Source organism: Glaciimonas sp. GNP009 (assembly GCF_054343755.1).
This window is the reverse complement of record NZ_JBTGUV010000004.1, coordinates 912,810-927,542: the sequence shown is the minus strand read 5'-3', so window position 1 is coordinate 927,542 and position 14,733 is coordinate 912,810. Positions and strand designations below refer to the sequence as shown.

General features: G+C 49.7%; 17 protein-coding genes. 13 read left to right on the top strand and 4 right to left on the bottom strand.

The annotated features are described in order from the left end of the window. Positions 1–97 precede the first annotated feature (97 nt). The 13 genes from ACXX82_RS05130 (at position 98) to ACXX82_RS05070 (ending at position 9,520) form a co-directional block, all read left to right on the top strand. The gene (locus ACXX82_RS05130; protein WP_458562543.1) at positions 98–463 is read left to right on the top strand and encodes a copper-binding protein; all 366 of its coding nucleotides are present in this window, start codon (positions 98–100) and stop codon (positions 461–463) included. A 236-nt stretch (positions 464–699) separates the two neighbouring features. Continuing rightward, the gene (locus ACXX82_RS05125) at positions 700–981 is read left to right on the top strand and encodes a metal/formaldehyde-sensitive transcriptional repressor (protein WP_322232500.1); all 282 of its coding nucleotides are present in this window, start codon (positions 700–702) and stop codon (positions 979–981) included. 275 nt (positions 982–1,256) lie between these two features. Further along, positions 1,257–1,463 (top strand): DUF1289 domain-containing protein, encoded by a 207-nt coding sequence (locus tag ACXX82_RS05120; RefSeq protein WP_322232499.1) that lies wholly within the window; start codon positions 1,257–1,259, stop codon positions 1,461–1,463. Positions 1,464–1,531: 68 nt separating this feature from the next. Further along, a complete protein-coding gene (locus tag ACXX82_RS05115; protein ID WP_322232498.1) occupies positions 1,532–2,590 on the top strand; it encodes a DMT family transporter in 1,059 nt (352 codons plus the stop codon). A gap of 314 nt (positions 2,591–2,904) precedes the next feature. Next, entirely contained in the window at positions 2,905–3,318 is a 414-nt protein-coding gene (locus tag ACXX82_RS05110; protein ID WP_458562542.1) for a hypothetical protein, read from the top strand. A 129-nt stretch (positions 3,319–3,447) separates the two neighbouring features. After that, complete coding sequence (locus ACXX82_RS05105) at positions 3,448–3,825, top strand: hypothetical protein (RefSeq protein ID WP_322232496.1); 378 nt, start codon at positions 3,448–3,450, stop codon at positions 3,823–3,825. Positions 3,826–3,834: 9 nt separating this feature from the next. Continuing rightward, positions 3,835–5,241: a TolC family protein gene (locus ACXX82_RS05100; RefSeq protein ID WP_322232495.1), complete on the top strand. Its 1,407-nt coding sequence runs from the start codon at positions 3,835–3,837 to the stop codon at positions 5,239–5,241. Between the two features lie 27 nt (positions 5,242–5,268). Then, positions 5,269–6,660: a multicopper oxidase family protein gene (locus ACXX82_RS05095; RefSeq protein WP_458562541.1), complete on the top strand. Its 1,392-nt coding sequence runs from the start codon at positions 5,269–5,271 to the stop codon at positions 6,658–6,660. Positions 6,661–6,726: 66 nt separating this feature from the next. Then, positions 6,727–7,212 carry a cupredoxin domain-containing protein gene (locus ACXX82_RS05090; protein WP_458562540.1) on the top strand — a complete coding sequence of 162 codons (486 nt, stop codon included), beginning with the start codon at positions 6,727–6,729 and terminating at the stop codon, positions 7,210–7,212. Positions 7,213–7,259: 47 nt separating this feature from the next. Continuing rightward, positions 7,260–7,601, top strand: a complete 342-nt coding sequence (locus tag ACXX82_RS05085; RefSeq protein WP_416186843.1) for a copper-binding protein — start codon at positions 7,260–7,262, stop codon at positions 7,599–7,601. Between the two features lie 155 nt (positions 7,602–7,756). After that, positions 7,757–8,038: a metal/formaldehyde-sensitive transcriptional repressor gene (locus ACXX82_RS05080; protein WP_323506663.1), complete on the top strand. Its 282-nt coding sequence runs from the start codon at positions 7,757–7,759 to the stop codon at positions 8,036–8,038. A gap of 7 nt (positions 8,039–8,045) precedes the next feature. Next, the gene (dmeF, locus tag ACXX82_RS05075) at positions 8,046–9,332 is read left to right on the top strand and encodes a CDF family Co(II)/Ni(II) efflux transporter DmeF (protein ID WP_416348544.1); all 1,287 of its coding nucleotides are present in this window, start codon (positions 8,046–8,048) and stop codon (positions 9,330–9,332) included. Then, positions 9,329–9,520, top strand: coding sequence for a DUF1289 domain-containing protein (locus ACXX82_RS05070; RefSeq protein ID WP_322232491.1), 192 nt, complete (start codon positions 9,329–9,331; stop codon positions 9,518–9,520). The genes dmeF and ACXX82_RS05070 overlap by 4 nt, the downstream gene beginning before the upstream one ends. A 405-nt stretch (positions 9,521–9,925) precedes the next feature. On the opposite strand, the gene ACXX82_RS05065 is transcribed toward ACXX82_RS05070, so the two are convergent. From ACXX82_RS05065 to ACXX82_RS05050, 4 genes are all read right to left on the bottom strand, one after another. Then, positions 9,926–11,083 carry an ABC transporter ATP-binding protein gene (locus tag ACXX82_RS05065; RefSeq protein ID WP_323506665.1) on the bottom strand — a complete coding sequence of 386 codons (1,158 nt, stop codon included), beginning with the start codon at positions 11,081–11,083 and terminating at the stop codon, positions 9,926–9,928. 161 nt (positions 11,084–11,244) lie between these two features. Further along, complete coding sequence (locus ACXX82_RS05060) at positions 11,245–12,141, bottom strand: carbohydrate ABC transporter permease (protein ID WP_322240155.1); 897 nt, start codon at positions 12,139–12,141, stop codon at positions 11,245–11,247. Positions 12,142–12,145: 4 nt separating this feature from the next. After that, positions 12,146–13,108, bottom strand: coding sequence for a carbohydrate ABC transporter permease (locus ACXX82_RS05055; protein WP_322232489.1), 963 nt, complete (start codon positions 13,106–13,108; stop codon positions 12,146–12,148). 245 nt (positions 13,109–13,353) lie between these two features. Continuing rightward, a complete protein-coding gene (locus tag ACXX82_RS05050) occupies positions 13,354–14,619 on the bottom strand; it encodes an ABC transporter substrate-binding protein (RefSeq protein WP_322232488.1) in 1,266 nt (421 codons plus the stop codon). Between the last annotated feature and the right edge of the window lie 114 nt (positions 14,620–14,733).

Genomic DNA, 14,733 nt, shown 5'->3' with positions numbered 1-14,733 from the left:
GTGAAGTATCAGATGCCCGCCATCCGCACCATGTTCGTTGAATGGATGGAGGCAGTCAGTTTTAAATCATCTCTCTTAACTTAATAAGGAAATAAATATGAAATCTATCGTAACGCTGGCCCTGATGATGACGTTATCTGCATCCGCCTTGGCCACGGCGCAATCTGGTGGTATGAAGGACATGGACATGAACATGAAGACCATGCCTATGGATAAAATGGGTTCCGATTCCAGCGTCAAAGCAACCAGCCACAAGGCGACTGGTACGGTGAAGGCAGTTGATCCGACCAAGGGCACAGTGACGTTGGCACACGGACCGGTGAAAAGTTTGAATTGGCCAGCAATGACAATGACTTTCTCGGTGAAAGACAAGATGTTCTTCGACAAACTTTCTGTCGACAAAAAAGTGACGATCGACTTTACCAAACAGGACGCGAAGTATGTCGTAACCGCTGTGAACTAAGGTGGTCAAAGGGCTGAGTACCTAGTTCTGTTTAATGTACCAGCCTTTTCTCACCGAGCAGGTCGTCTTTGTGTTGCACTGATAGCGCATGCGCGAACCAATCGTCAGCCACTCGGACCTGCCGTTGTAATGTGAACAAACTGCACATTTTAAAGAGCGCATCACGCTTCACAACTCCGTCTTTCGATTTTCGTTCTTATGATATAGTCCCCCATCCTATTTATTAAGGGGAAAATATGGGCCACACCATCCGCGACAAACAGAAACTTTTAAACCGTGTGCGTCGCATTCGAGGACAAATTGATGCGATTGAGCGCGCCTTGAGCGAGGAAAGTGACTGCATCACTGTATTGCAGCAAATTACCAGTTGCCGAGGTGCTATGAACGGCTTGCTCGCTGTGGTATTGGAGGATCATATTCGTACTCACTTGGTCGATGCCGATCCTCATCCACATGATGGCGTGCAGGGTGATGCAAAGGAGCAACTGATTGAAGTTGTTCATAGTTATTTTAAGTAAATCTATGATGAATAAACCATACGGTGCTCCATTTGAAATTGATCATCATCACTTTTTTTAGGGGAAGATCACGACAAAGAGCGCGCGCAAAAGCGCGGTTGTGATCTTGCTTTGCAGTGCCATGATATAGGCCGACGTTATCGGCGTTCATCAGCTCGACGTTTTAGCCTTGCCTATGTTGGCGCTGTAGTGTCATTAGTGACCCAGGAGTCAGCGCATGGTCCATCGTTCTGCCAGCATCGATGGCGGCAGGTCACAGGGTTCGCACCTAAGATATGAGTGGGAGTTCACCTTGTATTGATATCTGTAAATTTGAGGGAAAATCTGGTTTCTGCATTGCCTGCCTGCGCACACGCGACGAGTGTAAGGAGTGGAAAAAGATGAAAGATAACCGACGTCATCAAATAATTAATGACCGTCGAAGAAGAGAAGCAAAATTGCCCAGCGGAGCCGAGTCATCACCCGAATCAACGATTGGCTGATGGTTGTGGGATTTATTTCCCAACGCAAAATTGGGTTTAAACTATATTAGTTAGACAATGGATCCATCATGCATAAAGGCGTTATTTACGCGCTGTTAGCGGCGGCGTTGTTTGGTGCCAGTACCCCATTTTCCAAGTTGCTTGTGGGTCAAATGGCACCGGTCATGGCTGCAGGACTGCTTTACCTTGGGAGCGGGGTTGGTCTGCTCGCATGGTATGCGATACGTACCATCGCGACTTACGACAAGAAAAAACGAACTGACGGCCTCACGGGCCGCGATCTCCCGTGGTTAGCTGGGGCAATCCTATTCGGTGGTGTTGCCGGGCCGGTATTATTGCTGGTTGGTTTGATGCATGTTCCGGCTTCGTCTGCCTCGTTATTGCTCAATATGGAAGGCGTATTAACCGCCTTACTAGCCTGGTTTGTTTTTCGTGAAAATTTCGACCGCCGTATATTCATGGGAATGATTTTCATTGTATTGGCGGGTATTTTTCTGTCAGGGGAGCAGACCAAGGAGCTAGGCACGCCTTGGGGAGCGCTGGCTATCATTGCCGCGTGTATATGTTGGGCCATCGACAATAATCTGACCCGAAAAGTATCAGGAAGCGATGCCGTGCAAGTAGCTGGAATGAAAGGTCTGGTGGCAGGACTGGTGAATCTGTCGATTGCGCTGGCTATGGGTTATTCTGTGCCGGAAGGTCGTACTGTATTGAGTGCCGGAATTGTCGGTTTCTGCGGTTACGGCCTCAGTCTAGTGATGTTTGTACTGGCATTGAGGCATCTCGGCTCGGCCCGGACCGGTGCTTATTTTTCTGCCGCACCGTTTGTGGGCGCGATCATGTCACTATTCATTCTTGGTGAAGTTCCCGGTAACGTATTTTGGATGAGTGCGGCGTTGATGGGGATTGGCATCTGGTTGCACGTGACGGAAAGGCATGCGCACGAGCATGCCCATTTGCCGATGCCACATTCTCATTCCCACATGCATTACCATGATATCCATCATCAACACGCACATGACTTTCCATGGGACGGCAAAGAACCGCATAACCACGCCCATCAGCAGCAAGCGTTGGTGCACACACATGCCCATTTTCCAGACTTGCATCATCGGCATCGGCATTGAGGGAGCTACATTTCGAAACTAGTTTCAGATAGGGATCACCTTACGTAGTCAAGGTGGCGGTCTCCTCTACGCCAATCGTAGTGTTTCAAGGATGATCTCGGTGTGTTGGCAAGTTGGTACGTACCATACACTTACCAAGTAGGAGTGTTTCAACAATTTTCAGCGTATAAGAGTAATCCTGGACACGAAAAATTGCAGCTTGCTCTAGAATAAATAGCCGTCCTTGCCTCGATTTTTTCCGCATCCAGCGGTTATGTCGTGTGGTTTTTGCATTCTTCACCTTGTATCCCTGTTTTTTAAATTATAATTAATTCATGGCTAAAATCCTGAAAATTGCGTTGTTATGGCGGGTGATGATTGCGCTCCCGACGCAAGGCTTCGCATCAGCTATGATGATCGGTTGTGGATCCAGCCATCACCACACAGCGGAAGTTGCCTCAACGGGGGGTGATCATGCCACTAGTCAACAAAGTGATCATTTCGATTCTGATCATGGTGTTACTGGCAGTGACGGGTTTCTCTCTAAAGCGAATGGCAAGCAATCGAGCTTTAGCAAATGTGGTACTTGTGCCGGTTGCTGTCTTGGGACCGCTGCATTTCTTCCATCGATGGCTACATTCAACGTGCCAACGGCAATAGGCAGCGCGCTACGTATTCCTAGCGAGAAACGTTTTACTGTCATTTTTCCAGACGGCCTTGAACGGCCACCTCATCTCCTCTTTATTTAAAAAGCAAATTTAATTTTTTGCACAGGGCTATTCTAGCCACCGCTGCATAGTTAAATTCTGCACATCCACGTCATGCCCACTTGTTGTGCGCATTCTGACTTTATTTGACTTTGATCTTCGATAGACATCATGAACTCCACCCTTTTTACGAGGTGCGTTCTCTCTGCCTGCGCCTGGTTAATACCATTCGCTGTCGGGGCGAAAGTAACCTCTGACGATGCACAAAACGTGCGAGCCACATCCGCTAGTACGCCGTATAAATCCGTTTTTTTGGATTACAAAAGTTATCAGGATCCTGATGTTCAGGCTTGGAAGAAGTCCAACGCTGACGTGAGCGAGATTGATGCGATGAAGGCCTCCAGCATGGGAGGCATGAAAGGCATGTCTGACAAAAGCATGGATAATATGAAAGAAAATAGTCCCATGCTCGCAGATAAAAAAGCAGCATCGCCGCCCGATCAAATGCCACCCGCTATGCCAGTGCACGACGGCATGCAATCACGCTAAGGAGCGATCATGCGATTATCTTCTGTTTCTTTTTGCCGGCTTGTTCTTACAGCCTCGGTTTTATTCTTGGGTGGTTGTGCTTCGCTGTCGCAGGACGGCGGCTTTTCGTCGGTTCAGTCTATGACGAAGGAGCGCATCGGTCAGGAAGTCAAGTGGGTCAAATCTGACGCGGACGTCAATAGTGTTGCCATGACCATTGAACCACTTCTCACAAAGCCACTAAACGTTGACGATGCGGTAAAGATCGCCTTACTTAATAACAAAGGTCTGCAAGCGAGTTACAGCGAACTGGGTATCGCTGAAGCTAATTTTGTACAGGCTGGGCGCCTCAAGAATCCTTCTTTTACGTTCGGTCGTTTGCGCCGCGGCGACGATATCGAGATTGATCGTACCTTAATGCTGCCTATCATGAGCTTGCTGACAATGCCCATTGCCAGCAAGCTTGAACGGCGTTACTTCGAGCAGGCACAATTGCTTGCTGCTGCGGAAGTTTTAGCTGTAGCCGATGCAACACGCCGCTCCTATTTTGCTGCCGTCTCAGCGCAGGAAACCGTTAAGTATTTGACGCAAGTCAGTACTTCCGCTGAAGGTGGCGCGCAACTGGCACGACAGATGGCGGCGGTTGGCAACTGGAGCAAACTGGAGCATTTGCGTCAGCAGTCTTTCTATGCAGACGTGACGGTGCAACTAGCACGGGCGGCACAGATGCAAGTCGCTGAACGTGAAAAACTGACACGGTTGCTTGGTTTATGGGGAAGCGGTACCGCGTTTCAATTACCGGCTCGCCTCCCTGATCTGCCTAAAGCGCCTGAAGAGATTGTCGATGTCGAAGTGCAGGCCATGCAAAATCGACTCGACATCATGATGGCGAAGCGCGAACTTGCCGCTCTGGCGACATCGCTAGGGCTTTCCAAGACCACGCGGTTCATTAATATCCTCGATGTAGGATTAATGCATAACAACTATAACCAAAGTCCTTTGCGTGAGAATGGCTATTCGATTCAGCTTGAAATTCCCTTGTTCGATTGGGGCGGCGCACGGGTGGCAAAGTCCGAGGCGCTATACATGCAAGCGGTAAATCGTTCAGCCGAGTTGGCCGTAAACGCCCGCTCGGAGGTGCGCGTAGCGTACGCCGACTATCGCAGCTCTTACGATATCGCCCGCCATTACAGGGATGAAATCGTGCCTCTCAAGAAACGGATTTCGGACGAACAAATGCTGCGTTACAACGGCATGCTAATCAGCGTATTTGATTTGCTAGCTGACGCCCGCGCGCAAGTTATCAGCGTCAATGGCGCTATTGAAGCGCTGCGCGATTACTGGATCGCCGATTCCACCTTAAAAATGGCACAGACCGGCCGATCGTCGGTTGGCAGTAATAAAGCCGGTTTTTCTTCTGGCGCGGCCGCTGACTAATCGACAAACAATACAAGGATAATTATTATGGTCTCACGTAGAAATTTCATCAACGGTGCGGGCGCTGTCGCGATTGGCGCTGGTTTAGTCAGTCGGGTGGGGGCCGCATCACTTCCTGAAGCCGCCACAATGGCTGGGGCGACTACACAAGCGCCTCTCTCGCCATCGAACGGGCGTCCTTATAACCCGGTGGTCACTCTGAACGGCTGGACTTTGCCGTGGCGCATGAAAAATGGCGTTAAAGAGTTTCATCTGGTAGCCGAACCCGTAGTGCGCGAAATAGCGCCAGGGATGAAGGCCAACTTATGGGGCTATAACGGTCAGTCTCCGGGACCTACCATTGAGGTGGTAGAAGGCGATCAGGTACGTATCTTCGTCACCAATAAATTACCAGAACATACGAGCGTCCATTGGCATGGACAGCGCTTGCCGAATGGCATGGATGGCGTGACTGGCCTGACGCAACCCGGTATCCAACCGGGCAAAACATTCGTATATGAATTTATTGCAAAGCGTCCCGGTACGTTTATGTATCACCCGCACGCGGATGAAATGACACAAATGGCGATGGGCATGATGGGGCTGTGGATCACGCATCCGAAAGATCTGACTCAGCACCGTGTAGATCGTGATTTCTGCTTTTTGCTCAACGCTTATGACATTGATCCCGGCAGTTACACACCTAAAACCAGCACGATGCTCGACTTCAATTTGTGGACCTTCAATAGTCGTGCGTTCCCTGGCATTGATCCGATGGTGTGTAACCAGAATGACCGGGTGCGCATCCGCGTCGGCAACCTGACAATGACCAATCATCCGATCCATTTGCATGGGCATGAATTTGTTGTCGCAGGAACCGATGGCGGTTGGACGCCCCCTGGATCGCGTTGGCCTGAAGTGACGACAGATATCGCGGTAGGTCAAATGCGGGCGATTGAATTTGATGCTAATGCGCTAGGTGATTGGGCCTTCCATTGCCATAAGGCACATCACACCATGAACGCGATGGGTCATAACGTACCAACGATGATCGGCGTGGATCAACGCGATGTTCTCAGCAAAATTAACAAGCTGATACCGGACTATATGGTGATGGGCGACAAAGGCGGCTCAATGGGAGAGATGGAGATGCCTTTGCCCGACAACACTTTACCTATGATGACCGGTACCGGTCCGTTTGGCGGCATTGAAATGGGTGGCATGTTTACCACCGTAAAAATACGTCAAGGGATAGCGCGAAATGACTATAAGGACCCCGGTTGGTATAAGCATCTACCCGGCACAACGGCCTATGAATGGAAAAGTGACGATGCCGCGATGCCGGACGCTATGCAAGCGCCAGATGCCAAGCACATGGAGGCGAAGCCAGGTGAAAAAATTCTGAAGGTCATTAGGGGAGGCTCGCATAGCGACCATTAATAGTTTTTGCGATTTGTTTCTATTTTAGGCACTACAACATCTGGTTTTAACTATGAGGATAATTTTATGAAATCCACTTTAATCGCAACGATGCTGGCACTGTCCCTGTTATCGATGAATGTCTTCGCTCATGGTGACGATGGCCATGCTAAGGCAGATGACAAACAGGAAGGCTATGCCGCACCAATGGGGGTGCCGGGCGACGCAAGCAAGGTAGTTAAAACAATAGAAATTGATATGAACGACGCGAGGCGTTTCACACCGGCGACCATCTCAATCAAACGCGGTGAAACGGTCAAGTTCGTTGTCAAGAATACCGGCCAGGTAAAGCACGAAATAGTTTTGGGTTCTATCTTAGAGCTAAAAGAACATGCCGCATTGATGATTAAATTTCCGGAAATGGAACACTCTGACCCTAATCAGGTATCTGTGGAACCAGGTAAAACCGGTGAACTGATTTGGCAGTTCAACAAAGCCGGTACATTCGATTTTGCCTGTCTACAACCAGGACATTTCGAAGCGGGGATGCGCGGGAATATCGTTGTCAAATAAATTTTTTCCACACATATCGTAAAGGATTTCAAATGAGAACCCATTCAATTCAATCGGCAGCGCGCGCCATGATAATCGCTGTCTCATTGACTATGCCGTTTGGTGCGATGGCGGCCGAAGAAATAGCCAAAGCTAACACTGCGGAAGTGCCATCCGCTGATGCTGCTGCCATGTCGACCGGAGAAGTCAAAAAAATTGATAAAGAAGCCGGTAAGATCACGATCAAGCATGGCCCATTGGCAAATCTGGAAATGCCAGCCATGACGATGGTTTTTAGGGTGAAAGATCCGGTAATGCTGGACCAGGTCAAACAAGGAGAGACGGTCAATTTCGTCGCTGAAAAAGTGAACGGTGCCTTGGTCGTAACAAAAATTGAGCTTGGTGGATAAGTGGCGTTTCACCCACTTCGCCGGAAACGCCCTTTTTTTGGAAGAAGCGCGAGCAATTCGCAATATGTGCTCCTCTATCCGGTGCTCCTCTAATTGCTCATTCCTATTTGCCTGATTATGATATAGTCCCCTATCCTATTTATGGAGTTGAAGATATGGGCCACACAATCCGCGACAAACAGAAACTTTTAAACCGTGTGCGTCGCATTCGAGGGCAAATCGATGCGATTGAGCGCGCCTTGAGCGAGGAAAGTGAGTGCATTACTGTATTGCAGCAAATTACCAGTTGCCGAGGTGCTATGAACGGCTTGCTCGCTGTGGTTTTGGAGGACCATATTCGTACCCATTTGGTCGACGCCGATCCTCATTCGCATGACGGTGCGCAAGGCGATGCAAAGGAGCAACTGATTGAAGTTGTCCACAGCTATTTTAAGTGAATCTATGATCAATAAACTTTATGATGCCCCGTTTGAAGTTGATCATCACCACGTTTTTTTAGGTGAAGGCCATGACAAAAACGAGCGCAAAACCTGGGCTGTGATTGTGCTTTGCACTGCTATGATGCTGGCCGAAATTATTGGTGGTCATTTATTTGGGTCGCTGGCCTTGGTGGCCGATGGCATGCACATGTCTACCCATGCAGGTGCGATGTTGATCGCGGCGTTAGCATACACTTACGCCCGCAAACATGCCAATGACACCCGCTTTGTGTTTGGAACAGGCAAGTTGGGCGACTTGGCGGGCTTTTCCAGCGCCATCATCCTAGCGATGATTGCTTTGTTCATTGGTTATGAAGCCATTGCCCGCCTTTTGTCGCCAGTACCTATTAGCTTTAGTGAGGCCATTCCCATTGCCGTGGTCGGATTGCTGGTGAATATTGCTAGCGCCTGGTTACTGAGCGGTGGTAACCATGCTGGCCATAGTCATGGGCATTCGGATAGCGATCAACACGATCACGCCGCACATGGTCACAGTGAAGAAGTTCACAACATAGAAACCTCTGGCGGGTTGTTGGTACTCTCCATTTTTGAGGACGGCGTCCCGCCTGTTTTTCGCATCAAAGCAGAAACCGCGGGTGCCAGTTTACCCACAGGGGAAGTGTGTGTCACGACCGTGCGTCCGAACGGTACCCGCCAAATATTCTCCTTCAAACAAACATTGGATTATCTTGAGTCAACGACAGAGATTCCCGAGCCTCACGCGTTTACAGCTTTACTAACACTGCCGCAAGGTGTTCACAGTGTTGCCTTTGAAGAGCATGCGCATCAGCAAGAAAGTGATACGATTGATCGCCGTGACCACAACATGCGTGCAGCCTATATTCACGTCATTGCCGATGCAGCGGTCTCGGTATTGGCGATTATTGGTCTTCTGTTGGCACAATCATTTGGCTGGCTATGGATGGACCCACTTGCTGGCCTTGTCGGTGCATTAGTGATTGCAAACTGGTCCTATGGTCTGATTCGCGATACAGGCGCAAACCTGGTGGACGTCAGCCCTGATGATTTATTGCCTGGCAAGGTCAAGGCAATTGTTGATACTGCCGGCGATAAGTTGATCGATTTGCATGTTTGGCGTCTTGGCCCCGGCCACTTTGGTGCCGTAATTTCAGTGGTGACTGACAAGCTAGCGCATGGTCCATCTTTCTATCACGCTCTGTTACGGCAAGTTACAGGACTATCGCACATTACAGTGGAAGTCCATATGCCGCAATTGGCCGCTAAAATATGAGTGTGAAATCACCCTGTATAGAGGTCTGTAAATTTGACCGAAAATCTGGCTTCTGCACCGCTTGCCTGCGCACGCGTGACGAGTGCAAGGGATGGAAAAAAATGAAAGATAACCAACGCCATCAAATAATCAATGACCGCCGAAGACGAGAAACAAAGTTGCCCGCCGGAGGCGAGTCATCGCCCTAATCAAAAATAGGCCGATTGTCGCGGAATCTATTTCATCAGGAGAAGATGGCGTCAATAGGGTTAAGCATTAGAATCATTGCGTACAAAGGCATTATTTATCCGCTGCTAGCGGCGGCGCTGTTTGCTCCCAGTACGCCATTTTGCAAGTCTATGTGGAATAACGCAGACTTAGTCGAGGATCAAAAGAGGTGTACTTTCGGGCGCATTTGAGATGCGCCACCTCAATGTTTAATCTGGCCTTATCTGATCGATGAAATGTCTTAAAGTAATGACAGTAAGAGCGCCGGATACGCGGCAATAAGCTTAACAGGATGCAAATAGGCGGCCTTATGCGCCGCCTATTTTATTCGCTAATATTACATTTATCTTGTCATGGATGAGAGCACGGTGATGGTGTGCCGTTACTTAACTAACTCTCTGCTCCGACTCAGGATCAAAAAATACCGCCTTCGATAAGTCGAAAGCCAATTGCATTTGTTCCTTCGGTTTTGCGGCTGCGCGAGGATGGGTGCGGCAGGTGACGCGTGCACCATTGAAGTACGTGAATACGAGCGTGTCAGGGCCGGTTGGCTCGGTCATTTCGATGGTGCAGGAGACTTCGCTCGGACGATAGTCATCATGTGAAATCGAAGCGCCAATTTCTGCACCGCGGGCGCTTTGTGCATCAGTGACGTGTTCCGGACGAATCCCCAAGATGATTTCGCGACCGATCCAACTGGCAATGGCGGGTGTTTCTGTATGCGTTGGGGGCAGCGGAACCAATGTGGATTGTCCGTCATGTTCCAGATTGAAGGCAGCACCGCCATTGCTTCCGTGCGAGACCAGTTTGCCGCGCAGGAAGTTCATTGACGGCGAGCCGATAAACCCAGCCACAAACAAATTTTGGGGATTGTCGTAGATGTCTTGTGGCGTGCCGAATTGTTGCACCACGCCGTCTTTCATGACGGCAATTTTGTCACCCAGCGTCATCGCTTCGATCTGATCGTGGGTAACGTAGACGATAGTGCTGCCAAGACGTTGATGCAATAATTTAATTTCTGCCCGCATTTCTACCCGTAGTTTGGCATCCAGATTGGATAACGGTTCATCAAATAAAAACAGCGACGGATCACGTGCGATAGCCCGGCCCATGGCCACGCGTTGGCGCTGGCCGCCCGAAAGAAGGGCTGGCTTGCTGTCTAACAGATGGGTAATTTGAAGGGTTTGTGCTACCCGGTCGACGATTTTTTTCTGTTCGGCTTTGGGTACTTTGCGGATGCCAAGACCAAACGAAATATTTTCGCGCACGGTCATGGTTGGATACAAAGCATACGATTGAAATACCATCGCGATGTCACGCGCCTTTGGTGGGATATCGTTGACCACGCGGTCGCCGATCATGATTTCCCCTTCGGAGACAGTTTCCAGCCCGGCGATCATGTTCAGCAGCGTCGACTTGCCGCACCCGGAGCCACCGACCAAAATCAGAAATTCCCCATCTGCAATCTCCAGATCAATACCTTTGAGAACTTCATTGCCGTTTGGATACACTTTGCGCACATTGCGAATTGATAAACTAGCCATCTTTACTCCATCCCTTGATCGATCTTTACAGTCGAAATGATTATGTCGACTGATGCAAAATAAGAGGGTTACATTCACCCGTTAGTGAGTCAGTTGTGAGTCGTTGTGAGTCTTTGGTGAGTCTTCAGTCACGCCACAACAACAGTTGCGGTGAACGGTTTTCAGCCTTTCACAGCGCCAGCAGTTAGCCCGCGGACAAAATATTTTCCAGCCAGCAAGTACACCACCAATGTCGGCAATGCAGCGATGATCGCGGCGGCCATATTGACATTGTATTCAGTCACCCCGGTCGAGGTATTGACCAGATTGTTGAGCGCGACTGTGACTGGTTTAGCGTCCGAGCCACCAAACACCACGCCGAACAAAAAGTCATTCCAGATTTGCGTAAATTGCCAGATGAAGCAGACCATGAAAATCGGCAGCGACAATGGGAAAATAATTTTGCGATAAGTCATGAAGAAACCTGCGCCATCAATACGTGCCGCCTTCACCAGCTCCTCTGGCACCGTAATGTAGTAATTGCGGAAGAACAAGGTGGTGAACGCGATGCCGTACACAATGTGTACAAATACCAAACCCGGCGTGGTATTAGCCAAATTGACCATTCCCAACAAACGCGCCATCGGCAGAATAACGACCTGGAACGGGATGAAGCAGCCCACCATCAGGGCAGTAAAGACAATCTCAGACCCGCGGAAGCGCCAATGCGCGAGCACGTAACCATTCAGTGAACCGATGAGAGTCGATATGAGTACGGCCGGAATCGCCATTCTGAGTGAGTTCCAGAAGTAGGGGGCCAGGCCGTTGCAATCGACGCCCGTACATGCGTGACCCCATGCTTTGATCCATGCTGCGCCGGTGAGAGTGTGCGGTAGCGAGAGTAGATTGCCTGTGCGTATTTCATCCAGCGTTTTGACGGATGTACTCAGCATCACATACAGCGGTATCAGGTAATACAGCGCGCAAAAAATCAACAGTACGTAAATCGCCGCACGACCGATTGTAAGCTTGGAACCCTCGTGGTGGATGGTGCTGCCGTTGCTTTTAGTGTTGCTCATGCGGTTAGCGGCCATTGCGCGCTCCTTTCGTTTCCAGGTACATCATCGGCACTAATACTGCCATGACGGTTGCCAGCATCATCATTGCCGACGCCGCGCCCAATCCCAGTTGACCGCGGGAGAATGAATATTGATACATGAAGATTGCCGGTACGTCGGACGAAGTTCCAGGACCGCCAGCAGTTAACGCCATCACCAGATCGAAACTCTTAATAGCGATGTGGGCAAGTATCAGTAAGGCGCTAAAAAATACCGGACGTAAAGCAGGGATGACAATGCGCCGATAGATCGTTGGCAGGCTGGCGCCATCGACTTGGGCGGCCTTGATAACGCTGTCGTCAATGCCGCGTAGCCCCGCCAGAAATAACGCCATTACAAATCCCGATGACTGCCAGACACCGGCAATGACCACGGTATAAATCGAGAAGTCAGAATTAACCAGCCAGTCAAATGTAAAGTGGGTAAATCCCCAGTCATGCATCATCTTTTCCAGACCGAGTCCTGGATTCAAAATCCACTTCCACGCCGCGCCAGTAACGATGAACGATAGCGCCATTGGATAAAGATAAATGGCGCGTAAAGCGCCTTCACCGCGAATTTTCTGATCCAGAAAAATCGCCATGAAAAGGCCAATTGCAAGGCAAATCACAATGAACAGCCCGCCGAAAATGCCTAGATTCGTCGCAGCGACCCACCAACGGTCAAGGCCGAACAAATCCGTATATTGATGAAAACCAACTAACGTATAGTTCGGCATCATGCGGGAGTCGGTCAGCGACATCCATCCCGTCAGTGCAATGAATCCGTAGACAAATACAAGTGAAATAATAATGGTCGGTGATAATACCAGACGCGGTAGCCAGCTATCGGCGAAAGCAGCGATGCGCCCTCGCGGTGCTAGATTTTTCGAGGGATGACGAGCGCTCCCGGCTGATATCGTTGAAGAGGGGAGGGTTTGATCGGACATGCGAGTCTCCTGATGCAGGATCATAGCCAGGTCATCGGTGCTGACGCCATTGCATGTGCAATAGTAGCCAACCTCAGACCGGGCGGATGCCAACGCGCTAATATCGATCACGCTGACATCCGGGTTTTATTTACGTACTTATTACATACCTATTTACTTCACTAGTGCGCTAATTTATTTTGTTAGCTTCATGTGCGAGTTTATGTATATGTACGTCTTAAAGGTTGATTTGTCTAAATAAAAAATTATTTAGTTTTTGCTGCCTTGGCCAATGCCAGCGTGGCTGCTTGCGATGTCATATTCGAGTTCATGAACTTCGAAACTACATCCAGCATTGCGCCTTGGACTGCCGAACTGACCGCCATGCCGTGGGCCATACTTGGCTCTAAAGTATTGGCTTTGTTTGCGGCTGCCATGTCGTTCATTGATTCGATTGCGCAACTGTCAAATTTGGCGCGTGGAATATCTGGACGAACTGGAATTGATCCTTTGTTCAGATTGAAAATTTCCTGAAATTCAGGACTCATGATGGCCGTTGCCAGTGTTAACTGTGCTTTTTGTTCCGCAGGATCTTTTACTTTGAACATAGCGATCGAGTCGATATTGTAAGTATATGATCCAGTTGTGCCCGGTGCTGGCACGCAGAGGAAATCTTTGCCAGGTTGTTTGCCTGCAGCGGTGAACTCGCCTTTGGCCCAGTCGCCCATAAACTGCATACCGGCCTTACCGTTGATGACCATCGCAGTAGCCAGATTCCAATCGCGCCCAGGAGCGTTTTTATCGATGTAGGTTTTGATTTTTCCGAGCGTGTCAAAAGTCTTGATCATAGTCGGGCTAGTGAGCGCCTTTTGATCCAGCTTCACGATCGCCTTATTGTAAAAATCAGCGCCACCGACACCCAACGCCGTTGTTTCAAAGACCGTGGCATCTTGCCATGGCTGTCCGCCATGTGCGATGGCGATAAAACCAGCTTTTTTAATCTTATCGGCAGCATCAAAAAATTCTGGCCATGTGGTCGGCGTTTTGGCGCCCGCTTTTTTTAATACCTCAGGATTTACCCAAAGCCAGTTCACGCGATGCACGTTGACAGGCGCAGCCACATAATGACCTTGATATTTCATCGTGTCAGAAACGACCTTCGGCAGCAGCGCATCCCACTTGCCGGCAGTTGCGGCGGCGTCAATATTCGCCAGCACGCCTTCTTGGCCCCACTCCTGAATAGCGGGTCCTTTGATCTGTGCGGCAGTCGGAGGGCTACCGGCGATGACGCGGGCTTTAAGTGCCGTCGTCGCGTTTTCACCAGCGCCACCGGCGACTGCGAAGTCTTTCCAGGTTATACCCTTGGCTTCCATGATTTTTTTCAGTTCTGCGACCGATTTGGCTTCGCCGCCGGAAGTCCAATAGTGCAGCACTTCAACTTGCGTGGCATTGACCGCCGCGGATGCTGATATTAATGCAGTTGCTGTGACCGTTGTTACCATTGTGGCTTTAATGAGTTGCTGCAGTTTCATACTTGTCTCCTGTATTAAAAACGCTAAATAAGGTGTCTTTCGTTGGTAAGCCGTGATTGCTGGCTTCTCGATTGCTGACGCAAACTGAAAAACACCTATCCACTACCGGTGCAT